This window comes from [Bacillus] enclensis (assembly GCF_001456935.1).
Classification (GTDB): Bacteria; Bacillota; Bacilli; order Bacillales; family Bacillaceae_B; genus Rossellomorea; species Rossellomorea enclensis.
On record NZ_KQ758493.1, the window covers coordinates 1 to 24,003 of the forward strand.

Annotated in this window: 22 protein-coding genes, 2 tRNA genes and 2 rRNA genes; 21 read left to right on the top strand and 5 right to left on the bottom strand. The window is 45.2% G+C overall.

Features of this window, described 5'->3' with window-relative positions; translation table 11 throughout:
- The 8 genes from AS034_RS20970 to tsaD all read left to right on the top strand — a co-directional run.
- Positions 1-139: ribosomal RNA gene (locus AS034_RS20970) — 23S ribosomal RNA — on the top strand; the annotation flags it as partial.
- Between the two features lie 99 nt (positions 140-238).
- Positions 239-355 (top strand): 5S ribosomal RNA (rrf, locus tag AS034_RS20975).
- A 79-nt stretch (positions 356-434) separates the two neighbouring features.
- Positions 435-508 (top strand) — tRNA-Met (locus AS034_RS20980).
- 56 nt (positions 509-564) lie between these two features.
- Positions 565-641: transfer RNA gene (locus tag AS034_RS20985), tRNA-Asp, on the top strand.
- Between the two features lie 506 nt (positions 642-1,147).
- On the top strand, positions 1,148-1,603 hold the full coding sequence (gene tsaE, locus AS034_RS20990) for a tRNA (adenosine(37)-N6)-threonylcarbamoyltransferase complex ATPase subunit type 1 TsaE (protein ID WP_058300040.1): 456 nt from the start codon (positions 1,148-1,150) through the stop codon (positions 1,601-1,603).
- Positions 1,600-2,298: a tRNA (adenosine(37)-N6)-threonylcarbamoyltransferase complex dimerization subunit type 1 TsaB gene (gene tsaB / locus AS034_RS20995; protein WP_058300041.1), complete on the top strand. Its 699-nt coding sequence runs from the start codon at positions 1,600-1,602 to the stop codon at positions 2,296-2,298. Before tsaE ends, tsaB begins: the two co-directional genes overlap by 4 nt.
- 20 nt (positions 2,299-2,318) lie before the next feature.
- Positions 2,319-2,756 carry a ribosomal protein S18-alanine N-acetyltransferase gene (rimI, locus tag AS034_RS21000; RefSeq protein ID WP_232354014.1) on the top strand — a complete coding sequence of 146 codons (438 nt, stop codon included), beginning with the start codon at positions 2,319-2,321 and terminating at the stop codon, positions 2,754-2,756.
- The gene (gene tsaD / locus AS034_RS21005) at positions 2,753-3,769 is read left to right on the top strand and encodes a tRNA (adenosine(37)-N6)-threonylcarbamoyltransferase complex transferase subunit TsaD (protein ID WP_058300042.1); all 1,017 of its coding nucleotides are present in this window, start codon (positions 2,753-2,755) and stop codon (positions 3,767-3,769) included. The genes rimI and tsaD overlap by 4 nt, the downstream gene beginning before the upstream one ends.
- 284 nt (positions 3,770-4,053) lie before the next feature.
- Here the strand turns inward: tsaD and AS034_RS21010 are convergent, their stop codons facing one another.
- Positions 4,054-6,000: an ABC-F family ATP-binding cassette domain-containing protein gene (locus AS034_RS21010; protein ID WP_058300043.1), complete on the bottom strand. Its 1,947-nt coding sequence runs from the start codon at positions 5,998-6,000 to the stop codon at positions 4,054-4,056.
- A gap of 224 nt (positions 6,001-6,224) precedes the next feature.
- On the opposite strand from AS034_RS21010, the gene AS034_RS21015 reads away from it, so the two are divergent.
- The 3 genes from AS034_RS21015 to tatC are packed head-to-tail and all read left to right on the top strand — an operon-like array spanning position 6,225 to position 7,916.
- Positions 6,225-6,902 (top strand): redox-sensing transcriptional repressor Rex, encoded by a 678-nt coding sequence (locus AS034_RS21015; protein ID WP_032085427.1) that lies wholly within the window; start codon positions 6,225-6,227, stop codon positions 6,900-6,902.
- A 54-nt stretch (positions 6,903-6,956) separates the two neighbouring features.
- The gene (locus AS034_RS21020) at positions 6,957-7,124 is read left to right on the top strand and encodes a twin-arginine translocase TatA/TatE family subunit (protein ID WP_032085426.1); all 168 of its coding nucleotides are present in this window, start codon (positions 6,957-6,959) and stop codon (positions 7,122-7,124) included.
- Positions 7,125-7,142: 18 nt separating this feature from the next.
- On the top strand, positions 7,143-7,916 hold the full coding sequence (gene tatC / locus AS034_RS21025) for a twin-arginine translocase subunit TatC (protein ID WP_058300044.1): 774 nt from the start codon (positions 7,143-7,145) through the stop codon (positions 7,914-7,916).
- Positions 7,917-7,935: 19 nt separating this feature from the next.
- Here tatC and AS034_RS21030 read toward each other — a convergent pair whose 3' ends face one another.
- Together AS034_RS21030 and AS034_RS21035 are read right to left on the bottom strand one after the other, a co-directional pair.
- The gene (locus tag AS034_RS21030) at positions 7,936-8,142 is read right to left on the bottom strand and encodes a YdiK family protein (RefSeq protein ID WP_032085424.1); all 207 of its coding nucleotides are present in this window, start codon (positions 8,140-8,142) and stop codon (positions 7,936-7,938) included.
- Positions 8,139-8,882: a CPBP family intramembrane glutamic endopeptidase gene (locus tag AS034_RS21035; protein ID WP_032085423.1), complete on the bottom strand. Its 744-nt coding sequence runs from the start codon at positions 8,880-8,882 to the stop codon at positions 8,139-8,141. The genes AS034_RS21030 and AS034_RS21035 overlap by 4 nt, the downstream gene beginning before the upstream one ends.
- 497 nt (positions 8,883-9,379) lie before the next feature.
- On the opposite strand from AS034_RS21035, the gene groES reads away from it, so the two are divergent.
- Both groES and groL read left to right on the top strand, forming a co-directional pair.
- Complete coding sequence (groES, locus tag AS034_RS21040; RefSeq protein WP_032085422.1) at positions 9,380-9,667, top strand: co-chaperone GroES; 288 nt, start codon at positions 9,380-9,382, stop codon at positions 9,665-9,667.
- 54 nt (positions 9,668-9,721) lie between these two features.
- Positions 9,722-11,353 (top strand): chaperonin GroEL, encoded by a 1,632-nt coding sequence (gene groL / locus AS034_RS21045; protein ID WP_032085421.1) that lies wholly within the window; start codon positions 9,722-9,724, stop codon positions 11,351-11,353.
- 474 nt (positions 11,354-11,827) lie between these two features.
- Here groL and AS034_RS21050 read toward each other — a convergent pair whose 3' ends face one another.
- Positions 11,828-12,253, bottom strand: a complete 426-nt coding sequence (locus tag AS034_RS21050; protein ID WP_058300045.1) for a MarR family winged helix-turn-helix transcriptional regulator — start codon at positions 12,251-12,253, stop codon at positions 11,828-11,830.
- Positions 12,254-12,414: 161 nt separating this feature from the next.
- Here AS034_RS21050 and AS034_RS21055 point away from each other — a divergent pair, with 161 nt between their 5' ends.
- The 3 genes from AS034_RS21055 to AS034_RS21065 all read left to right on the top strand — a co-directional run bounded on the left by AS034_RS21055 (position 12,415) and on the right by AS034_RS21065 (position 16,650).
- Positions 12,415-13,659: an MFS transporter gene (locus AS034_RS21055; RefSeq protein ID WP_058300046.1), complete on the top strand. Its 1,245-nt coding sequence runs from the start codon at positions 12,415-12,417 to the stop codon at positions 13,657-13,659.
- Between the two features lie 334 nt (positions 13,660-13,993).
- Complete coding sequence (locus tag AS034_RS21060; protein ID WP_058300047.1) at positions 13,994-15,691, top strand: transglutaminase domain-containing protein; 1,698 nt, start codon at positions 13,994-13,996, stop codon at positions 15,689-15,691.
- Between the two features lie 17 nt (positions 15,692-15,708).
- Positions 15,709-16,650 (top strand): nucleoside hydrolase, encoded by a 942-nt coding sequence (locus tag AS034_RS21065; RefSeq protein WP_058300048.1) that lies wholly within the window; start codon positions 15,709-15,711, stop codon positions 16,648-16,650.
- A gap of 40 nt (positions 16,651-16,690) precedes the next feature.
- Here AS034_RS21065 and AS034_RS21070 read toward each other — a convergent pair whose 3' ends face one another.
- Complete coding sequence (locus AS034_RS21070; RefSeq protein WP_058300049.1) at positions 16,691-17,866, bottom strand: glycoside hydrolase domain-containing protein; 1,176 nt, start codon at positions 17,864-17,866, stop codon at positions 16,691-16,693.
- Positions 17,867-18,014: 148 nt separating this feature from the next.
- On the opposite strand from AS034_RS21070, the gene AS034_RS21075 reads away from it, so the two are divergent.
- The 5 genes from AS034_RS21075 to AS034_RS21095 all read left to right on the top strand — a co-directional run bounded on the left by AS034_RS21075 (position 18,015) and on the right by AS034_RS21095 (position 24,002).
- Positions 18,015-19,223, top strand: a complete 1,209-nt coding sequence (locus AS034_RS21075; protein ID WP_058300050.1) for an alanyl-tRNA editing protein — start codon at positions 18,015-18,017, stop codon at positions 19,221-19,223.
- A gap of 557 nt (positions 19,224-19,780) precedes the next feature.
- A complete protein-coding gene (cpaB, locus tag AS034_RS21080) occupies positions 19,781-20,545 on the top strand; it encodes a Flp pilus assembly protein CpaB (RefSeq protein ID WP_074440100.1) in 765 nt (254 codons plus the stop codon).
- Between the two features lie 17 nt (positions 20,546-20,562).
- Positions 20,563-21,723, top strand: coding sequence for a CpaE/TadZ family protein (locus AS034_RS21085; RefSeq protein WP_058300051.1), 1,161 nt, complete (start codon positions 20,563-20,565; stop codon positions 21,721-21,723).
- 19 nt (positions 21,724-21,742) lie between these two features.
- Positions 21,743-23,098 (top strand): TadA family conjugal transfer-associated ATPase, encoded by a 1,356-nt coding sequence (locus AS034_RS21090; protein WP_058300052.1) that lies wholly within the window; start codon positions 21,743-21,745, stop codon positions 23,096-23,098.
- Positions 23,076-24,002, top strand: coding sequence for a type II secretion system F family protein (locus AS034_RS21095; RefSeq protein WP_058300053.1), 927 nt, complete (start codon positions 23,076-23,078; stop codon positions 24,000-24,002). The genes AS034_RS21090 and AS034_RS21095 overlap by 23 nt, the downstream gene beginning before the upstream one ends.
- Position 24,003: the final 1 nt, after the last annotated feature.

Below are 24,003 nucleotides of genomic sequence, written 5' to 3' on the forward strand. Positions count from 1 at the left end.
TGAAGCCCCCCTCGAGATGAGATTTCCCATCACTTTATGTGAGTAAGATCCCTGGAAGATGACCAGGTAGATAGGTCAGAGGTGGAAGCATGGCGACATGTGGAGCTGACTGATACTAATCGATCGAGGACTTAACCACAAAGAGTCATTTTTAAATGAACAACACGGCAATACCGGTATTCTTGACATCAATCCTTTATCTAGTTTTGAAGGAACAAACCCTTCAATTGAATATTCGTCTGGTGATTATGGCGAAGAGGTCACACCCGTTCCCATGCCGAACACGGAAGTTAAGCTCTTCAGCGCCGATGGTAGTTGGGGGCTCTCCCCCTGTGAGAGTAGGACATCGCCAGGCGAATATAAAAATTTTTTGCACAATCTTACATCGGTATCATATAGTGTGGTATACTCTATATAGTACCTAATCTTATCGTCGCGGGGTGGAGCAGTTCGGTAGCTCGTCGGGCTCATAACCCGAAGGTCGCAGGTTCAAATCCTGTCCCCGCAATACCATTTTTGCAAAAACATAATATTGAAAGATATTTTGCTGACGCAAAAATCTTTGGTCTGGTAGTTCAGTTGGTTAGAATGCCTGCCTGTCACGCAGGAGGTCGCGGGTTCGAGTCCCGTCCAGACCGCCATTACTTTACACGTAAACGAAACTTTTGTTTCGTTTTTTTATTTGTCTTAATTCTTTATATTGATCACTGGAATGGAAGAGTGTGCGTGGCATGAAGAAGGGGTTTCTATCTAAGAATTTTATTTAGAATCATTATTAAAAGATCATAAAGTTTTAAAATGGATCATATATTTTCAGAATGGATCATAAATCCTGAATTAGGATTATAAATCTGGAAAACGGCTCATAAATCCCCAAGCAAAGATCACGGGGTGCTTCTGGCCACCTAATTATAACCGTGAAAAGGAACTTTACGGAACTAGCAGCCCCAATTATGTATGAGTTTTTCAGAATACCTCAAAGAGTGCTGCAAAAACCCAAAAAAACCTTTTTCTTCCCTTAAATATGGACAACCATTCTCATACACTTTACTCAAATACCCCAAAAAGGGTAAACTACATATATACATTATCCCTTAGGTGCTGTCCTAAGGTTTTTTTATACTCTACTTAAGTTGAGGAGATAGATATGGACCAGTATGAAATGATGACGGAGAATCCCGAGGAGACGGGGGCATTTGCAGAGAGACTGGCACAATACCTTCAGCCTGGAGATGTGATAACATTGGAAGGTGATCTTGGTGCCGGGAAGACGACTTTCACGAAGGGGCTTGCGAAAGGGCTTGGAGTGAAAAGGACGGTGAACAGCCCTACGTTTACCATTATTAAAGAATATAAGGGGCGTCTGCCTTTTTATCATATGGATGTGTACCGCCTGGATGATTCCTTTGAAGACTTGGGGTTTGATGAGTATTTTGAAGGTGAGGGAGTGACGGTCGTCGAATGGGCTCATTTGATTAAAGACCAGCTGCCGGGCGAATTGTTGAACTTGTCGATTTACAGGGAAGGCGACACGACCAGGAGAATTGTGTTAAAGCCTTACGGGCAAAGGTATAATGAGTTATGTAAGGAGATTGTTTCATGAAGATATTGTCGATCGATACCTCGAACTATCCTCTTGGGGTTGCGTTAATTGATGAAGAAAAAGTGATTGGTGAGTATATCACCAATTTTAAGAGAAATCATTCTGTAAGGGCCATGCCTGCCGTTGAGCAGCTTTTGAAAGAGTGTGAGACGGAACCGAAAGAGCTGACGAAGATTGTGGTGGCGAATGGACCCGGTTCGTATACTGGGGTCCGAATAGGGGTCACGATGGCAAAGACACTTGCCTGGTCGCTGAATATACCGCTGGTCCCAGTATCCAGTCTGGCGGTGCTCGCTTCTTCCGGCCGCCATTTTAATGGTTTTATATCTCCTATCTTTGATGCTAGAAGAGGGCAGGTATATACAGGGTTGTATAAGTTTGAAGGAGATACGATCCAGCAGATTGAAGAAGACCGGAATCTCTTGCTCGCTGACTGGGTGGAAAAGCTGAAAGAGTATGACGGGGAGATTTTATTTGTCGGAAACGATGTCGGCATTCATGAGGCTGTTATAAAAGAAGTGCTGGGAGATCAGGCGAGGATCGCTCCTTTCGTGAGCCATAATCCACGTCCTTCCGAGCTTGCTTTTATAGGTGCCCAAATGGAAGAAAAGACAGCTCATGAAGTCGTTCCTAATTATATCCGCTTGGCTGAGGCTGAAGTGAAATGGTTAGAGGCACAAAAAAATTCTAAATAAGAAAAAGGATCGTTCAGGATATGGAAATTCGATTTATGACGGTTGATGATTTGGATGCAGTGATGGAAATCGAGCATCGTTCGTTCAGTATTCCGTGGACCCGTGAGGCCTTTTACAACGAAATAGAACAAAATCACCTGTCTACATATCTCGTCGTGGAGGACGGGGAGTGTATAGCCGGTTACTGCGGAGTCTGGCTTGTTGTGGATGAGGCGCATATCACGAATGTCGCGGTCCTGCCTGATTACAGGGGGAAAGGACTTGGTGAAGCGCTCATGAAGAGGATCATGGAGATTGCCAAACAGGTCGGAGCCCGTGTGATGACACTTGAAGTCAGGGTGAGCAACGAGGCAGCGAAGGGGTTATATCGAAAGATGGGTTTTCAAGACGGTGGTATCCGGAAACGGTATTATTCAGATAATCAAGAAGATGCTTTAGTAATGTGGGTGAATTTATGAAAAAAGATACGTATGTGTTAGGAATAGAGACAAGTTGTGATGAAACAGCCGTGGCCATCATCAAAAATGGTACGGAGATCGTGGTGAATATCGTTTCGTCCCAAATAGAAAGCCATAAGCGATTCGGCGGTGTGGTACCTGAAATCGCTTCACGTCACCATGTAGAGCAGGTGACACTTGTGCTGGAAGAGGCACTGGAACAGTCAGAAATGACAATGGAAGAGATCGATTGCATTGCTGTCACAGAAGGGCCCGGTCTGGTAGGGGCGCTGCTTATCGGTGTGAATGCTGCAAAGGCTCTTGCATTTGCTCATAGCAAGCCGCTGGTCGGCGTCCATCATATCGCGGGGCATATCTACGCAAACCGTCTGGTGGAAGAAATGAAGTTCCCGCTGTTGTCGCTTGTCGTTTCAGGGGGACATACAGAGCTCGTGCTGATGAAGGAGCACGGTTCTTTCGAGGTCATCGGCGAAACGCGCGATGATGCGGCAGGAGAGGCTTACGATAAGGTGGCAAGAACGTTGAGCCTTCCTTATCCGGGAGGTCCTCATATCGACCGTCTGGCCCATGAAGGGGAGCCGGTGCTTGACCTTCCACGGGCATGGCTCGAAGAAGGGTCATATGATTTCAGTTTCAGCGGATTGAAATCGGCTGTTATCAACACGCTTCATAATGCAAAGCAAAAAGGCCAGACCATTTATCCACAAGATCTTGCCGCAAGCTTCCAGGCCAGTGTAATCGATGTACTGGTTACAAAAACGGTAAGGGCTGTGAATGAGTATAAAGTGGAACAACTGCTGCTGGCAGGAGGAGTGGCTGCCAATAAAGGGCTTAGGGCTGCTTTGGAAGAAGCGTTCAAGGAACTGGATACAGAGCTTGTCATTCCACCGTTATCCCTGTGTACAGATAATGCCGCGATGATTGCTGCCGCAGGTACTGTATTGTTTGAGCAAGGCAAAAGAGGGGATATGGCGATGAACGCCAATCCTGGTTTGGATATTGAGGATTTTTGATTTGGTAAAGCTTCGATGGGGTGCCTCCACCTTGTCGGGGCTTTTTTTAGGGAACATACGTTTTATCAACAGTCTGTGGATAATTTGTTAATAACTTGGGATAAGATGTGAACACCTTGTGAAAAAGATATGGGTAATTCCATGTGGAATTGTGCATAACTGTGGATTTGTCTGTGGATAATGTGGAAAACTTCTAAGAACAACGTTTCGTCAACATTCGACATGTGGATATCCATGTGGAATAAAGAAGGTTTGAGTGATGTGATTTCACTCAAACCTGTGGATTACTGTTCTTCTTGGAGAAGTTCCTCGAGTTCAGTCCATTCTTCAAGGAGCTCATCGAGTTCTTCCTTGGAAGAGTTCAACTTGTCGTTGATTTCCTGGACTTTTTCGTGGTCCTGGAAGATGACGGGGTCACACAGCAATTCTTCTTGTTCTGCAATGACTGTTTCAAGTTCTTCCATCCGTGTCTCGATTTCCTCGACCCTTCTACGGCGCTGACGTTCGAGTTTCTTAGCCTCTTTGTCAATTTTATGATTTTGCTTTTGCTGGGTGGCCGCACCAGGTGCAGGCTGCCCTTTTTCTATTTGTTCCAGAGCCGCGAGTTCTTCCTGTTCCTGGAGCTTCTCTACATAATAGTTATAATCGCCGAGGTACTCGGTGGAACCATTTTTCGAGAGTTCAAGCACTTTGGTGGCGATCCGGTTGATGAAGTAACGGTCATGTGAAACAAAAAGTATCGTTCCGGGATAACCGATCAAGGCATTTTCAAGGACTTCTTTGCTGTCGAGGTCCAGGTGGTTCGTCGGCTCATCAAGGATGAGGACATTGCCCTTTTCCATCATTAATTTTGAGAGTGCGAGCCTGGCTTTTTCGCCCCCGCTTAAAGTCGAAACAGGCTTCAGAACATCTTCCCCTGAAAACAGGAAGTTTCCGAGTACAGTCCGGATTTCCTTCTCGTTTTTCATCGGATATTCATCCCAAAGTTCATTGAGAACAGTTTTATTCGATGAAAGGTCGGCCTGCTCCTGATCGTAGTAGCTAATTGAGACGTTCGATCCGAACTTGAAGTCTCCCGCTAACGGCTTCAGTTTATCCACAAGTGTCTTCAGCAGGGTGGATTTACCGATTCCATTCGGTCCCACGAGAGCGATGCTGTCTCCTTTTTTTACGGAGAAGTCGATGTGGCTCGAGATGATGTCCTGAGCTTCGTATCCAATCGACAGGTCATTCACTTTGAGCACATCGTTTCCGCTTTGGCGATCGATATCGAATGAGAAGGTGGCAGATTTCTCATCACCGAGCGGCTTGTCCATCAAATCCATGCGCTCGAGTTTCTTTCGGCGGCTCTGAGCCATCTTGGTCGTGGAGGCACGGGCGATGTTGCGCTGGATGAAGTCTTCGAGCTTTGCGACTTCCTGCTGCTGGCGCTCATAGAGTTTGACATCTTTTTCGTATTCTTCCGCTTTCTGCTGAAGATACCTGCTGTAGTTCCCGATGTACTTCCTGCTCCGCCTGCGCGAGATTTCGTAGACCTGGTTGACGACGCTGTCCAGGAAATAACGGTCATGGGAAACGATCAGGACAGCCCCTTCATAGCTCTGAAGGTAAGTCTCCAGCCAGGAGAGGGTTTCGATATCCAGATGGTTGGTCGGCTCATCGAGGATGAGGATATCCGGCTTTGTCAGGAGCAGCTTCCCTAGTGCTAGACGGGTTTTCTGTCCTCCGCTCAGCGTGGAGATTTTAGTATCATAGTCGAAGTCGGCAAAGTTCAATCCGTGAAGGACGGATCTGATATCCGCTTCATATTGGTAGCCCCCTGATTCTTTGAAGCTGACCTGAAGCTCATCGTATTCTTTCAGAACCCGCTGATACAGCTCCTCGTTTTCATAAACGGACGGATCTGCCATTTTTGTTTCAAGAACACGGAGCTGTTTTTCCTGAGCTCGCAGATCTTCGAAGACAGTCAGCATTTCCTCCCAGATCGAAAGCTCGGATTCAAGGCCCGTATTCTGGGCGAGATAACCGATCGATACGCCTTTTGGCTTGGTGATTTCACCGTCATCATATGAAAGCTGGCCGGCGATTATTTTTAAAAGAGTGGACTTCCCGGCGCCATTGCGGCCGACGAGTGCAACCCTGTCCCTTGTCTGTATTTCAAGTTTGATGTTCGATAAGATATTATCTGCACCAAAGTTTTTGCTAAGTTGATTCACTTGTAGTAGAATCATGACGTTTCACCTCTGTTTCATAGTGCTAGTGTACCGTATTTGTGAGGAGAACGGCAATGATACATGTCCAGGAATGACTATTAATCTTCACACATATAGGATAGAATATAGTGTATGATGGGTAGGAGAGCGTGAGAAAAAGATTAATTGTTATTTTGGAAGCGTTCACAGACTGGCGGGTGTCCAACGTAACGAGGTTTTGAATAGATGTGGGGGAATACGAAATGAATCAGGATACAACGAAAATTCCACAGGCAACGGCGAAGCGGCTGCCGCTTTATTACCGTTTCATCAAGAATTTATACTCATCGGGTAAGCAGAGGGTGTCATCCAAGGAATTGAGTGAAGCAGTGAAGGTTGATTCTGCCACGATCCGCAGGGACTTTTCCTATTTCGGTGCATTAGGGAAAAAGGGTTATGGATATAATGTAAACTATCTTCTCTCTTTTTTCAGAAAGACGCTTGATCAGGATGCACTGACAAAGGTTGTGCTGATCGGGGTCGGGAATCTGGGTACCGCCTTTCTCAATTATAATTTTATAAAAAACAATAATACGAAGATCGAGATGGCGTTCGAAGTGGATGAGTCCAAAGTTGGGACACAGGTCGGCGATGTTCCGGTCTATCACCTGGATGACCTTGAAGAGAAGCTCGAAGATCAGAATATTGAAGTGGCGATCCTGACAGTGCCGGCTTCTTCTGCTCAGAACATCACAGACCGGCTGGTATCCTCAAAGATCAAGGGGATCCTGAACTTTACACCGGCAAGGCTGACGGTGCCGGATCATATCCGCATCCATCATATTGATTTGGCAGTGGAACTGCAGTCACTGGTATACTTTTTGAAACATTATTCAGAGGATGACACGGAAATGTCACAAGATGGAATCATATCGGAATAGCCATTTCATATGATTTACGATATGATAGAGATGTAAAAGAGGAGGTGTCTCATTATGCCAGGTCCAGGTAGCCTCGTATTAATCGCTATTGTTGCTTTACTGATTTTTGGCCCTAAGAAATTGCCGGAACTCGGAAAAGCATTCGGAAATACTTTACGTGAGTTCAAAAATGCAACAAAAGGCTTAGCAGATGATGACGATAAATCAAAAGATGCTAAGTAATAGAGTAGGATGAACGCCATGAGTCAAAGTCAGAAAGAAATGACATTGTATGAGCATATAGGAGAATTGCAAAAACGACTCATGATTGTAGTCGTTTTCTTCTTGTTGGCGGTCATCGCAGGCTTCTTCCTTGCAGGTCCGCTGATTACATATTTACAGCATGCCGATGAAGCAAAAGAGATGACCATGAATGCATTCAGGGTGACAGATCCGCTTAAAATTTACATGGAGATGATCATCTTCATCGCCGTGCTCATCACGTCGCCGGTCATCCTTTATCAGGTATGGTCATTTGTTTCACCCGGTCTTTATGAACGGGAAAGAAAGGTAACGCTCAGCTACATACCGGTGTCGGTCCTTCTTTTTCTTGCAGGGTTGTCCTTTTCGTACTTCATCCTGTTTCCTTATGTGGTGAAGTTCATGATGGGACTATCTGAGAATCTCGAGATTCAGCAGGTCATCGGTATCAATGAGTACTTTCATTTCTTATTTCAAATAACGATTCCATTCGGCTTTTTATTTCAGCTGCCGGTCGTGATGCTGTTTTTGACAAGGCTTGGGATCATCACCCCTATGGTGATGGCAAAAGCAAGGAAGGTCGCTTACTTTGCGCTTTTCATCATTGCAGCCTTCATCACGCCGCCGGACATCATCTCTCACTTGATGGTGACCGTGCCTTTATTCATCCTTTATGAAATCAGCATCTGGATTTCAAAGATCGGATATAAAAAGGTACTGGAAGCGGAACAGAAGCTTGAAATCGAACAATATGAAGATATAAATAAGGATTGATCCCCGCGGGGACCAATCCTTATTTTTTATTATTGATTTGTTTCTTGATCTTGAAATGAATCATGATCATCCTGAGTCCAGACCCGAAATCAAGGGTGGCCAGAAAGACCAGCATATAAGTGAAAAATCCCCAACCATCATCTCTTACATTCTGTACTGCAAAGTATGTGAAAAGTATTCCGAGCAGGAGATAGATCACTCCAGAGAAAAGCGGTGATCTTCTCATGAAAATAATCCTCCAATAAATCCTTGAATTTGTTCTGCTTCTTTCATGATCTTCTGAATATCGTCCTTATAGATAGATTGTATCAGCACGACAGATGTATTCATCGCGACATGAGCAAAAATTGGCACGAGTATTCTCTTTGTCCTTACATATAGAAACGCAAAAGTGAATCCCATGGCCGAATACAAGATGACATGTTCCGGTTCAAAATGCGCAAGGGCAAAAATGACGGAACTGATCAATGCTGCAAAGAAGAAATGCATCTTCTCATACAGGACGCCGAAAATGATTTTCCTGAACACGATCTCCTCAAGGATCGGTCCGATCACGGCGGCAACAAGCATCGAAACGGGAACCTTTTCAATGATCCCGATAATCATCTGCGTATTTTCCGAGCCCATCTTAATGCCGAGTGCATACTCAATCTGAATCGCAATGGACTGTGCGAAGAAAGCGATGAAAATCCCTGCAATCGCCCAGCCGATCGAACTGCCGGCATTGAGGGGAGCACTTCTTTCAAGCCGGGTGCTTGTTTCACTCTTCCGCAGGATGCTCCAAACGACAATCAAGGTCAGTGTAAAGCTGATCACTAGCCAGTAACCCGGTACAAGCTGCTTCACCTGGTCTGCAGGCTCGCCCATCACATCCGTCCCGATCTTATAAAGGAGCGGGACCCCGACAATACTCGAAAGCTGCATCACAATATACGCAATCAATATATATCCAAAATGTTTTTTCAACGTTACGTCTCCTTTAATCATCATCTTGTTCAATTCTACTAAGAAATCGATGAGTGTTCAAATCGTAGGGGTTTTAGCGTGGATTTCCGATTTTGTGAGAGTTGTTATTGTAATTTTGTTTTAGGAGTGAATTAGTCATTTCTCCTTACACTTTCTGAGTTGATTGTAGCGGAAGGTGCTCGACTCCTGCGGGATTTGCGGGAGAGGTGAGACCCCGCAGGAGCGCAGCGACGAGGAGGCTCACCGCCCGCCCCGCGGAAAGCGAGCACCTGCAGCGGAAATCAACGGCCCGCTTTAAGGCTGGAAAAGGAATAGAAAGACAAACCCAAACATAGTATAGAGAGGTGTGAAAAAAGGAGGAAAATGACGAAAAAAATTTTAAGCAGGACTCTTGCAAAATGAAAACGAATTAATTATTATAATAATTGTGTTAGCACTCACGATGAACGAGTGCTAATAAATAAACTATTTACATAATTTCAAGGAGGTTGTTTCACTTGTTAAAACCACTAGGTGATCGCGTCGTTATCGAGCTAGTCGAATCAGAAGAAAAAACAGCAAGCGGTATCGTTCTTCCGGACTCCGCAAAGGAAAAGCCGCAGGAAGGTAAAGTTGTTGCTGTAGGTACAGGTCGCGTTCTTGACAGCGGTGAGCGCGTTGCTCTTGAAGTGTCTGTCGGCGATCGAATCATCTTCAGTAAATATGCTGGTACAGAAGTGAAATACCAAGGCACAGAATATCTGATCCTTCGTGACAGTGACATTCTGGCTGTTGTTGGCGAATAATTAACTAACTGATAATAAAACAATACTTTAAACAATAAGAGGAGGACTTTGAATATGGCTAAGGATATTAAATTTAGCGAAGAAGCACGCCGTTCCATGCTTCGCGGGGTAGATCAATTAGCAAACGCAGTAAAAGTAACTCTTGGACCAAAAGGACGCAACGTGGTACTTGAGAAGAAATACGGTTCACCGCTTATCACAAATGACGGTGTAACAATTGCTAAAGAAATCGAACTTGAAGATGCATTCGAAAACATGGGTGCTAAACTTGTTGCTGAAGTAGCTAGCAAAACAAACGAAATTGCCGGTGACGGTACAACAACTGCAACGGTTCTTGCACAGGCAATGATCCGTGAAGGTCTTAAGAACGTAACGGCGGGAGCTAACCCTGTAGGCGTACGTAAAGGGATCGAAAAAGCGGTTCAAACTGCAGTTGAAGAATTAAAAGCTATTTCTAAGCCGATCGAAGGAAAAGATTCAATCGCTCAGGTTGCTGCGATTTCAGCTGCTGACGAAGAAGTCGGTCAATTGATCGCTGAAGCAATGGAGCGCGTGGGTAACGATGGTGTTATCACGATCGAAGAATCCAAAGGATTCACAACTGAGCTTGATGTAGTGGAAGGTATGCAATTCGACCGCGGATATGCATCTCCATACATGGTGACAGACTCTGACAAGATGGAAGCGGTTCTTGAGAATCCATACATCTTGATCACGGATAAGAAAATCGGCAACATCCAGGAAGTACTTCCTGTTCTTGAGCAAGTGGTTCAACAAGGCAAGCCATTGTTGATCGTTGCTGAGGATGTTGAAGGTGAAGCACTTGCAACACTAGTAGTAAACAAACTTCGCGGAACATTCAATGCAGTGGCTGTTAAAGCTCCTGGATTCGGTGACCGTCGTAAAGCAATGCTTGAAGACCTTGCCATCCTTACTGGCGGTGAAGTCATCACCGAAGATTTAGGCCTTGACCTTAAATCTGCAAACGTGACTCAACTTGGCCGTGCAGCGAAGGTTGTCGTAACAAAAGAAAACACAACAGTAGTAGAAGGTTCTGGAGATCCAGAAAAGATTGCAGCACGCGTGAACCAAATCCGTGCTCAACACGAAGAGTCTACTTCTGAATTCGATAAAGAAAAATTACAAGAGCGCCTTGCTAAGCTTGCAGGCGGTGTAGCAGTCGTTAAAGTCGGTGCTGCAACTGAAACTGAGCTTAAAGAGCGTAAACTACGCATCGAAGACGCATTGAACTCTACTCGCGCAGCAGTGGAAGAAGGTATCGTTTCCGGTGGTGGTACTGCCCTTGTGAACGTATACAACAAAGTCGCTTCAATCGAAGCTGACGCAGACGTTGCAACTGGTATCAACATCGTGCTTCGCGCACTTGAAGAGCCAATCCGTCAAATCGCTCACAACGCAGGACTTGAAGGTTCTATCATCGTAGAACGCCTGAAGAAAGAAGAAGTGGGTGTAGGATTCAACGCAGCGACTGGCGAATGGGTGAACATGATCGAAAAAGGTATCGTTGACCCAACAAAAGTTACTCGTTCCGCACTTCAAAACGCAGCATCCGTTGCAGCAATGTTCTTGACTACTGAAGCAGTAGTGGCAGACATTCCTGAAGAAAATGCCGGCGGCGGTATGCCTGATATGGGCGGCATGGGTGGAATGGGCGGCATGATGTAATCTGCCCCTCAACCCTTTGATTTAGCCGCCTGAAACAAGCGGCTAATCATGAAAAACTCCCATCAGTTTAGAGCTGATGGGAGTTTTTTATTGGGGAAAAATTAATTGGACAACACCGATAACAACTTATGAGTTTCGATAATTAATCGGGAAAAGTGATGATAAGTAATTTGAATCAACAATAAGAGAATATTTTTAAAAATGGCATTTCGAGATTTGATAATAAAATGTTCGTTTTCAATAATAAATGTTGAATTATCGATAATAAAATTTTTCATTTTCGATAATAAATCCATTCTCCCGTTCAAGCAGGATGCGTAAATTCGAAAAAACAATCAATTCACCTAAAAAAGCTTGTTTTGAAATCACGGGAGAAGTAAATAAATCTATTTACTATAGTGATTTTAGAAAATTTATTGGTTTTAACTAAAAATACTTAAATAAAAAAGGGAGTCAACCAGACTCCCAAATTCCTCACAGTATCAACGACTCATTAAACTTCTTTAACAATTTCCCAAATGATTCGCGTTCGTCCTCGGGCCAGTCCTCGATTTTCTCGGATATCCGTTCCAGGCGGGCCTGTTTATGCTCCTTGAAGACAGTGGTCCCAAGCTCGGTGATGTCGAGTTTATAGGATCTGCCGTCCAAAGGGTCTGGTATCCGGTACAGGTAGCCTTTTTGTTCAAGGGCGCCTGCCTGTCTGCTGATCGTGGATATGTCGAGCATGAATTCCTCTGCAAGCACCTTCACTCCGGCTGCGCCTTTATTGGCGATCCTTCTAAGTAAAAGATAGGCGGAGCGGTCGAGGGTACCGAGTTTTTTATGGGAAGAGAGATTGGTTGCCCGGCGGATGAGGATGGCGAGCTCCAATTCAATCATTTCTAAATGTTTTTCATTCATATAATAACCCCGCAATACAAGTTATATCTATTATGATACCACATAAAATGGATCAAGGCTGTTGACGTGCTGGAATTTAGTTGTATAATACAATTATAAACTTTCATCATACAACTAATTTGTGGGTTTAAATATATTTTATTCAGAAAAGGAGAATACGAATGTCATCTACTCAACCATCCGTACCTTCACAGCCGCCTGTTTTGGATCCAGTCGAGGTGGAGAAGAAAGGGATTTTGGCACAGCCGAAAGCGGTCTGGGCTGTTTTTTTTGCATGTATCATTGCGTTCATGGGACTTGGTCTCGTTGACCCGATCCTGCCGGCGATCGCGAGTCAGCTCGATGCATCCCAAAGTCAGGTCACTCTGCTTTTCACCAGCTATAATGCGGTGATGGCGGTGGCAATGCTCATTACCGGGATGCTTTCTTCAAGAATTGGAATCAAGGGGACGCTGCTTTCGGGAATCGTCATTATAGCCATATTCTCTGCACTCGGAGGTTTTTCTAACGATATCTGGACGCTGGTCGGACTCCGCGGAGGCTGGGGTCTCGGAAATGCGCTTTTCGTTGCCACTGCACTGGCTGCGATCGTATCGCTTTCAAACAGCGGAGCCGCTAAAGCCATCATTCTGTATGAAGCGGCAATCGGACTTGGTATTTCAGTAGGTCCGCTGCTCGGTGGCTGGCTTGGCGCCATATCCTGGAGGGGGCCTTTCCTTGGTGTCGCGTCACTGATGGTCATCGCGTTCATCGGTCTGACAATCTTGATGCCAAAGGCAGATCCAGCCAAAAAGCCTCAAACTAAAACGACGCTTGCCGATCCGTTCCGTGCGTTGAAGCACCGCTCGTTATTCGTGTTCGGGATCGCTGCGGCTTTATACAACTTTGGTTTCTTTACCCTGCTCGCTTACGCACCATTCGTCATGGGGCTTGATGAACACGGACTTGGATACGTATTCCTTGGTTGGGGGATGCTGCTTGCCGTCACTTCTGTCTTCATGGCACCGAAACTGCAGCACCGGTTCGGGACAATCAAGTCCATGTGTGCAATGCTTACACTGTTTGCTCTATTGCTGCTTGCGATGGGACTCTGGACATCTACACAATGGGTCGTCATTGTATCCGTCATACTGGCTGGAGCGTTCCTCGGAAACAACAACACATTGATTACAACCGCAGTCATGAACGCAGCACCGGTCGAACGCTCGACAGCATCGGCAGCCTACAGCTTCCTTCGCTTCATCGGAGGAGCCATTGCACCATTCACAGCAGGAAAACTTGCAGAAATCTACAACCCAAGCCTGCCTTTCATAGTAGGAGCAGGATTTGTTATGCTGTCGGTAGTCTTTATCCTATTTAACAAAAACCACCTAAAACATGTGGATATTGCCGGAGCCGGGCATTAAAACAAAAAGTTAATATACTTTCCAGCAAATGATTGGAGTGGAAGACGAAGACTCCTGCGGGAGAAGTGACTAATGTGAGACCCCGCAGGAGCGCCAGCGACGAGGAGGCTCACGGGTCACCCGCGGAAAGCGAAGTCTTCCACGGAAATCAATTGCGGCTTGAAAAGTCTCTCTTTATTCTAGAGAGGCTTTTTTATTTAGAGTCTCCAAAAAATTCCACTTGAACAGGTTTACAAAGACATTCAGAATGGTAAAAAAGCATCAGAAACCAAAATTTGTCTAAAACGTACATAAAAGAGAAGATGCAAAACGGAGATTAATGGAGGAGAATGTGATGAAAAGAAAGAATCCCATCGTTGTCATGATGCTTTGCTTTATGGCGAGTATGATGTTCCTTTCGGCCTGCAGCAGTTCGGCTGACTCGGAAGCAAAAAAAGAAGAGAAAAAAGAAGAAGATAAATATGAAAAGCTTGTGAAAGAGAAAAACAAGGAACTTGAGCTCGAACCGCTCGAGCTGACCTCTTACAGCGAGGAAATCGGTGCCACCCTGGATGAACCTTCTCATAAGGAATTTGCTGCGAACGGGGAAGTGGTGGTAAAAGGGGCTATCGAGAAGGCTTCCGGCTTGAAATCGGATTATGCCTGGATCAAGGTCCGCTCAAAGGATGAAGGTCCTGCAGGCGATCAGCTTGAATATTACACCCCGATAGAGGACGGGAAGTTTAAGCAGGCCATTCATTTCTTCAACGGCGAAGGCGAATACAGCGTGAAGGTTCAGCTCCCGAGTAAAGATCAAGAGAACTATTTTTATGATACGGCATCTTTCACTGTCCATAACGTGAATCCTGACCAGAAGCGGGATGTGACGTATACTCCGTTCGGCCGCGACGCCGGGATGGAAGTAAATGCCGATTCCAGCTATACGAAGGAAGATGAAGTGTTTGCCCTTAAGGGAAAAGCGGATGAGTTGAAAGACGGCGACACCGTCATGCTTAAGCTGAAAAAAGACAGCGAGACATGGACCCATGTCATCCCGGTTGAGGACGGGAAGTTTTCATATGATGTGCCTTTATTTTATGGAAAAGGGGTTCATGAACTGGAAGTGCTCGTCCCGGATGAGGAGCGCGAGAACTATTACCAGACTGCAACGAGCCTTCTGCTCGACAATAAATCCGACCGGACGATGAGCCCGATTGAATTCTCCAATGCGTACATGGAGCGCGGCGTTACACTGGAATCCCCGCAATACGGCGGGGGTGAATCGGACGGCAAGTACACGGTGAAAGGGACGATCGATCCGGAAGCGGAGTTCGGACCTGAAACCGACCACATTTATGTGACGACGAAGAAAGGGGAGGACGAGGCGCTGGACGTCATTCCGGTCGAGGATTTTACGTTTGATGACTCCTTCTATCTCCGTTTCGGTCCGGGTACGTATGAAGTGACGCTGAGCGTGCCGGAAATCAAGGAAGAATTCAGTGATTCGTTCAGGTTCTACGGCTTTGCAAAGTTTGAGGTGGAGTCGACCGGCGAGGATAAGCGGGATCTTCTGCCATCGAGGGGTGTGGAATCCGAAGCACCGGAGATTAAGGAGCTGGCACAGAAGCTGACGAATGGAAAAAAGAGCGAACGTGATAAAGTGAAGGCGATTTATGACTATACAGCCAAAAACGTAAGCTATGACGTGCAAAAGCTTGATAACTCGGAATTTGAGTGGGATGACAGTGCGCTCAAGACGCTCGATGAAAAGACAGGTGTGTGCCAGGATTATGCCTATCTTGCCGTCGCTCTCTTAAGGGCGAGCGATATCGAAGCGAGATTCATTGAGGGAATGGCACGCGGCGGATGGTGGCCGCAGCGTCATGCGTGGGTCGAAGCGAAAGTGGACGGAAAGTGGCTGACGCTGGATCCGACATGGGGATCGGGCTACATCAAGGATGATAAGTTTGTAGCGGATTTCAATGAGAAATATTTCGATCCTGATCCGGCTGAATTTGATAAGACCCATACGCGCTATGGAGTAGAATATTAGAAAAGGCGGTATCTTCTATGCAGACACATACAAAACGAAAAATCATTCTTGACTGCGATCCCGGACATGATGATGCCATCGCGATCCTGCTTGCGGCAGGGCATGAAGCCATCGATCTTATCGGCATAACGACCGTGGCGGGGAATGCAGAGTTGGAGAAAACGACACTGAATGCGTTGAAGGTATGCGAAATTGCTGGGATCGACGATGTTCCGGTTCTGAAGGGGAACAGTCAGCCCCTTATCCGGAAACGGGAAACAGCGGCTGACATACACGGGGACTCCGGGATGGACGGCCCTGTCCTCCCAGACCCTTTGAAGCAGGCGGGGGAGGAGCATGCGGTCGATTTCATCATCCGTACAGTGATGGAATCAGACGGTGATATTACGCTTGTACCGGTCGGTCCCTTGACCAATATTGCGATGGCTATGAGGCGTGAGCCGGCGATCCTATCGAAGATACAGGAAATCGTCATCATGGGCGGCGGGACGTTCGGAAACTGGACCCCGGCGGCTGAATTCAACATCTATGTCGACGCAGATGCTGCCAAGGTGGTATTCGAGAGCGGTGTCCCGATCACGATGATGGGGCTGGATCTCACTCACCAGGCTCTCGCGGACCGGCACGTCCGCAGCCGCATAGCAGAAATCGGCAATCCGGCAGCTGGCTTCGTCAGTGAATTACTGACCTATTTCAGGAAAACATACCTGGAGTTCTTCGGCTTTGAGCATCCGCCTGTCCATGATGTGTGCAGCGTGGCTTACTGCATCGATCCGACCGTGGTTGAAACGAAGAAGCTGAGGGTCGACATCGAGACGAAAGGCGAACTCACCTACGGGATGACGCTTGTGGATCTGCACGGTGTGACCGGCAGGGAGCCGAATGTGAATGTGGCATTGAAGCTGGATCATGAGAAGTTTTGGAATATGCTGATTGAAACACTGAAACAATATAAATGAAAAAATGCAGCCGGCCAAGAAGGTCAGCTGCATTTTTTTATCAAGGCCTCCAAAGAACCTCGAGCAAGTCGCTGTCGAATAAATTTGTATCAATGTTGCATGCCATTGCGTCGATACCGTATTGCCAACCAAGGGCAAGAGAATTATCAGGAGCTTGAGGTGCATATTCCGGCGCTTCCTTCTGGGTAGTGATGCCGACACTTGGTGAAGACGTCCAGACATAGTTTTCTTTTAAAATATCCGGGTTGCCCTCTGCTGCTTGAGTGTAGGCTTTGAAAAGGGCTCTGTCCTGATCGAATATTCCATAAATGCCAGACTCATAGTTCGAAGCTGAAATCGTCTCAAACCAGCCTCTGATAAACTCTGAATCTACGGGGTACGTCGGTTCGATATCTGCGAATAAGGCGGTGCCTTCAGGTACTCCCAAGTCTCCGGCCGCCTGGATCGCAGCCTTTGCCTGCTTCACTCCGTTTTCGAATCCGGTTGCATCACTGAAGTTGTTGTAGATGGGGAGGATGGAATCCCCCTTGGAATGGATCAGCTCTACCTGTTCGGGGGACAAACCGATCGAGACCCCGTCCCTGGTTTTGAGGTAGCGGCCGAATACGGCAGGATCACCGAAGTTTTCCCGCACGCAAGCATAGAGTTCTTCGGTCGTTTCACTGGCAGAGTCGATTCCCCAAAGGAGTTCAGGCTTTCCATCCCCGTCTCCGCCGCTGCCACCACCCCCTCCGTTACCTTTCCGGCCGTTCGTTTCATTCCCTACATCATTCCTCACCTTTACATCCACATCGACCCCGAGATTGTTTAGGACGTTATTATCCAGCCCGTAGCTGCCGCTTCCGTTCAGATAATGTTTAAGGGAGTTGGACAGAGTTCCTTCAGCCTTTCCGTCAAACCGGTTATCGATCGTATTGGAGAAAGACGAATCCCCGCTGCCTTCTGCCAAATTGTCGATTTCATTTTGAATATCATAATCCGTGTCACTGGTCAGGTCATTTGTAATCGTGGTTTCAACGTCGGAATTTCCGTAGATATTATTTTGTACATTGGTATGGATGGTAATGTTCGCATTTGACTGGCCATTGCCAGGAAATTTCCCTGCTTCGTTACCTGTTTGATGGTTTCCATCCCTGAGGAAAAAGATCAGCGTCCCTAAATAAAGGAGGATGAAAATAGAGGTGACGAGGGTTATCATGTTTTTGCCCAGTTTCATATTCTCACCTTTTCGTATTCGTTTTAAAAGGCCTGTTCCATTATGAGGCAATGGATTTTCCCTGTTAGTTTATGAGTGGAAGTGTAGATATGTGAGGTGTCGGAGCCGTATGTGATAAAGTAATAAAAAAGAAAGGAAAGGGATTTTTATGACAAAGAAGCTATTTTATGATGATGCATACATAACCAGATTCGAGACGGCTGTCAGCCGGCAGGGGCAGGATGAAGACGGCAGCCATTTTGTCGTATTGGAACAGACAGCGTTCTACCCGACAGGCGGGGGCCAGCCGTTTGATGAGGGGAACCTCGACGGCATACCGGTGGTAGATGTTGAAGAGAAGGACGGGGAAATCAGGCATTACGTGGAAAAATCGTTTGAGAAACTCCCTGAAACAATCACGGGGGAGATTGATTGGAAGAGGCGGTTTGACCATATGCAGCAGCATGCCGGCCAGCATATTTTATCCGCAGCGTTTGCAGAAACCCTCGGATATGAAACGGTCAGCTTTCATTTGGGAAAAGAAACCCTGACAATTGATCTTGCTGTTGAAAACATGTCAGAGGAAGACGCCGGCAAGGCAGAAGCTTTGGCCAATGCAGTGATCCGGGAGGCAAGGCCAATCGAGATAAAATGGATGACGTCGGAAGAAGCAGCCGCTTATCCCCTGCGTAAGGGGCTTGCCGTATCCGATGATGTACGCCTGGTCATCATCCCGGACTTTGACTACAACGGCTGCGGAGGCACCCACCCGCGCTCCACTTCAGAAGTGGGAGCCATCAAGATACTGGACTGGGAAAAGCACAGGGGGCTTATCCGACTTCAATTCGTTTGCGGAGACCGGGTGCTCGAACAGCTTCACCGAAAGAATGGCGTGCTAAAAGATCTGACCGCTGTTCTTCAATCCCCGCAGGACAACATGAAAGAGGCAGCCGTCCAGCTTCTTGATAAAATCAAGGTCCAGGAAAAACAGCTTGAAGAAGTGAAGCAGGAACTCCTGAAATACGAAGCGAAGGATCTTGCAGGCGAAGCAGTGAAGCTTACCGGTGGTGCAGCCTTCATCAAAGGGGCCTACCAGGACCGTCCCATCCAGGAGCTGCAGCAGCTTGCACGCCAATTGATTGCTGCAAGGGAAGAGGCAATTGTATTCCTGGCCGTCCAAAATGACGCTAAACTGCAAATCGTAGGTGCAAGAGGGAAGCAGGGGGACACAAACTTAAAAGAACTCGCTCCAAAGATCTTTGCCCTCATCAACGGCAAAGGCGGAGGAAAAGAAGACTTTATCCAGGGCGGCGGGGAACCAGTCCTCTCCCCAAAAGCTTTATTGGATAAAATCGAACATCTCCTCAACGAAGAATAAACAATAAGAAAGCTCTCCGCTGACAAGCGGGGAGCTTTCTTTATGGGGTGGGGTATTTTTGTGAAATAGTATCAACAAATAATTACAAATACCTACTAAATTTAACAATTGTAATAAATCACCTAAAAATTACCACCCCGGCAACTTCTTCAACAGTTGATTTTTCACTGTTAAAACTTTAGATTCAGCACTTAATGCCTATGTTTCTGCATATTTATAATGTCCCTGCTAGTCCTAAACTAACAGACAAGATTCGACATTCCATGGGCCTCATTGACGTTAGAAGCATCCGATGATAATTAATATATAGGAAAAAATTATGAACAAAATATGACATTCAGGTTTTTAAACCTGAAATTGGTGGTAAATAAGAGTTGATTTAATTCCAAAATATTGAATACTGATACATTTGTATCATTTATGGGTGGGATTGACATCGAATCTTCATCTGAATCGTAAATACAACCAGAAGGAGGGGAACAGCTTCAAAGGCACCTTACAAACTAACAACCTATAAATCCATTAAATGCACTTATAGAAAGAAAGGAACATCGTGAATGCTTGAATCGAAGAGGAAGGCTATTATTTTTATTGTTTTATCACTATTGTTAGCTCTTACAGCAGGTTTTTTCGTATTGCAAAAAGTCAGAGCCCTCAATACGGAGCTGGGCGGGATGACAGAAGTTATCGTAGCGGCTGAAAATATCAATTCTCGTACCTTGCTGGAACCCAGCCAAGTTACAACCATGAGTATTCCAAATAAGTTTGTAACAGAGTCTCATATAACTAAAGGGGAAGAATTAAAAAATAGTGTTTCCATTGTGGCACTGAAAGAAGGAGACATCCTCACAAAGAATATAATCAAGCCATATTCGAATGTAAGTGATGCAAACAATCGATTGGTAACAATGGTGAGTTCAGATAAGATTTATTTTGATGAAAAATTAGAAAACCTGGATCGTGTCGATATAATTGTTTCTCAAACACTTGATGGAAAACCAAAAACAGAACTCTTCATGAAGGATGTAAGGGTGGCAAGTATCCTTTCAAATAAAGAAAAAAAATTCGCGGGTGTGGCGTTGGAGATAGCAGCGGAGGATGCACCGAATTTAATCCATATGCAAAACTATGCTGACAGTATTAGAATTCTAAAGGCCAATGTTGGGAAAGCATCGACTGAAGAAGAGCCTCAAGAAAAAAAAGAAGAGTCTGAACCGGCTGAAACAAAACAGCAGGAACAACCTAAAAAAGAAGAGCCAAAACAAGAAGAGCCAAAACAAGAACCCAAGAAAGAAGATGCTGATAAGAAGAAAGAGCAGTAATGTTGGAGGCAGACATAATGAATAAAAACAAGTACCTAATCATTAGTAACAATCAATCAGTGACAGACCAATTTAAAAGTCTACTTGCAGGCATCAATGGCGTTGAAGCGATTAAATATGCCGATGTTAAATCAGACTTTGACCGGCTTGCCCCCGATGTTGTGTTTTTGGTCCAAAGTGAAGAAGATAGCGGGATTGACTTAATCCAATATATGCAAAGTATTAATACCGATCACCTCTTAATCTATATTGCGATTAATACAGAATTCGAGACTTTGAGGGCAGCTACCAGAGCAGGGGTTGCAGACTTTTTTGTGATTCCAGATGAACTAAATTCATTAGCTAGTAAGCTGGATAAGATTGATCACTTGGCAACGGAAAAAAAGTCTTCAACTGATGAAGCAGCAGCTACAAACACAAAGTCTTTTAAGAAGGGTAGAGGAATGATTTATTCCTTTTACAGCGGTAAGGGAGGATCCGGAAGAACACTTGTATCTTCTACATTTGCACAAACGTTGAAACTCGAGTCAACGGCACAAGTCATATTTATTGATCTGAATCTCCAGTTTGGGGGCAGTGAAACATTTTTATCAATTGAGAGTAATCGCTCTCTTGCTGATCTCTCTCCTGTTATCAATGAATTAAACGAGAATCATATCCGTAATGTCTCTGAGAAAGAGAAACATTCCAAGCTTGAGGTACTGCTTAGTCCCAGGGATGCAGAAGTAGGAGAGAGCGTCACTGAAGAGTTTATAGCAACTCTCTTAAGAACATGCAGAAGGAATTACGACTTTGTCGTAGTTGATCTTCCTGTTCAAATCAATGAACAGACTTATCGGGCATTAGAAGAATCTGACCGTATCTATTACGTACTGAATCTGGATACACCATCTCTGCAGGTGTTGAGACAAGTAGAGCTATTGTTTAGCAGATTGGGAATCGACGCTAAAGAGAGAATGACTTTGATTGTAAATAAGGTTAGCAAGGAAAACGAGATCCAGCCTGGGGATGTCAAAAACCTGACCGACTACCCTATAGAAGTGAAGATAAAAAATGATTCCCGTGCACTTCAATCCTATGTCAATAAAGGTGAAATTGTAAGGAAAGAAGCTAATGAAAAGAAATTGCCTCCATTTGCGAAAGATATCCACAAATGGGTCATTTCTAAACTGGGATAACTAAAGATAGGTGATGTTAATGGCGTTATTTAAAAACAGCCGGCCACAAAAGGTTCAAGATAGTCATAAAGGGTCCAGTCTGGATAACCCGTATGTAGATGAATTGGTAAACCACTATAAAGCAAGGCTGCTGAGAGAAGCGAACTTAGAGGCACTTACTAATTTATCTCAAGGGGAAATGAGGCTCAGGATTGAACAGCTTGTCAGTCAATTCATGACCGAGGAGAAGGTTGTCATCCCCCGTCACGATAAAGAGCTCTTGTTAACTAGACTGATAGATGAATCCGTAGGTTACGGACCTTTAGAACCGCTGCTGAATGATGAATCGATTACAGAGATATTAATCAATGGCAGCCAAGAAGTATTTATTGAAAGAGGCGGTGCACTCGAGCTAACCAATATTACTTTTAGGGATGAAAAGCACGTTAGGCATATCATTGATAGAGTCGTCGCTCCTCTGGGCAGAAGAATTGATGAAAGCTCACCAATGGTTGATGCAAGGTTACCAGATGGTAGCCGTGTAAATGCGGTTATCCCTCCTGTAAGTTTAAATGGGACACTCATTTCAATACGGAAGTTCCGCCAGGATCCCTTTAAGATGTTTGACTTACTAGCGTTCAATTCTTTAAGCGAAGGCATGAGTGAATTCCTTCAAGCAATTGTAAAGTCTAAGATGAACATCTTGATTTCAGGAGGAACAGGCAGTGGGAAAACCACACTGCTCAACGTTCTGGGTAATTCAATTCCTGTTCGTGAGAGGGTTATCACCATAGAAGATTCAGCTGAGCTCAAACTTGATAAATCCAATGTAGTTGGAATGGAAGCCAGACCTCCAAATGTAGAAGGAAAAGGAGAAGTTTCCATAAGGCAATTGGTTAAAAATGCGCTGAGAATGAGGCCTGACAGAATCATTGTAGGGGAAGTACGTGGCCCTGAAGCCTTTGATATGCTTCAAGCTATGAATACGGGGCATGAAGGTTCCATCACCACAGTCCATGCCAATACGCCATCAGATGCATTAAGGCGTATTGAAGGAATGGTCGTGATGGCCGGAATGGATCTGCCTACTCATATAGTTAGGGAATATATTGTCGGTGCATTGGATATCATCGTGCAAGGAGAACGCTTAACAGATGGTTCACGTAGAATCACTTCTATCTCAGAGGTAGTTGTTGATGAAGATGGGAAAATTCATGTGCATGAGATCTTTAAATTTCAGAAATATGGAATTGATGGAGATGGAAAAGTGTTAGGCGATTTCACAGCAACGGGATATAGACCAAAGTGCATTGAAAGACTGCAGATTTTCGGTCAGGACCTGTCTCCTAAACTGTTTGAAGAGGGGGAGAGCTATGCTTCCAGCAATCTTATATAGCCTGGCTGTCTTAGTAGGGGTTTTTGGCGTATACAGCTATCTTGGCTATCGTTCTGAAAAAAGGAAATGGAGCCAGAAAGTCGGTAAGTGGTTCGAAGGAAGCGAAAAAAGAAAAAGCTTTATCGTTCTATTAGGGGATCGGTTTGATCAAACTAAACTGGCACAGCCGATGCAAAAAAAGTTACGGGAAGCAAATGTCCCTCTGACTCCATCGGAGTTTTATGGGATGTTAATCGTGGGAGGTATGGCAATTGCCGTATTTTCCAACAGTCTTTTCGGAATTTCATTTCCATTTAATTTAATTATTGCAGTTGTGTTGGTAGTGATCATCTACTATTTATTGTTTGCACTAAGAAAGAATAAACATCAAGAGAGACTGAATGAACAGCTTTCTGAAGTATGCCGGCTGCTCGGTAACTCAGTTAGAGCCGGAATGACGATCCAGCAAGGGTTAACATTGGTAAGTAACGAAGTCAGTTCACCAGCGAAAGAAGAGTTCAAAAAATTATCCCACGAATTGGCTCTGGGTGTTGATTTCGAACAAGCTCTGAGGGAAATGCAGAACCGGAATGTTTCGAGGGATTTTAAGCTTTTTATAGCTACTCTCCTCATACAGAAAAATGCAGGTGGTAATCTTCATGCTGTCCTGGATGAGATGTCCAAGACACTGGAAGAAAGAAAAATACTCGGACAAACAATAAAGACCATGACTGCTGAGCAGCGGTTTGTATCTTATATCCTTCCAGCCATGCCAGTCTTTATTCTGTTGATGATGAACCAGATGGTAGACGGTTTCCTGGATAATCTATTTACAATACCAGGGGCAATCCTCGGAATCATGTTTATAGCAGGAACCGTCCTATCATTCGTATTAATACGTAAAGTTTCCAATATAAGGGTGTGAG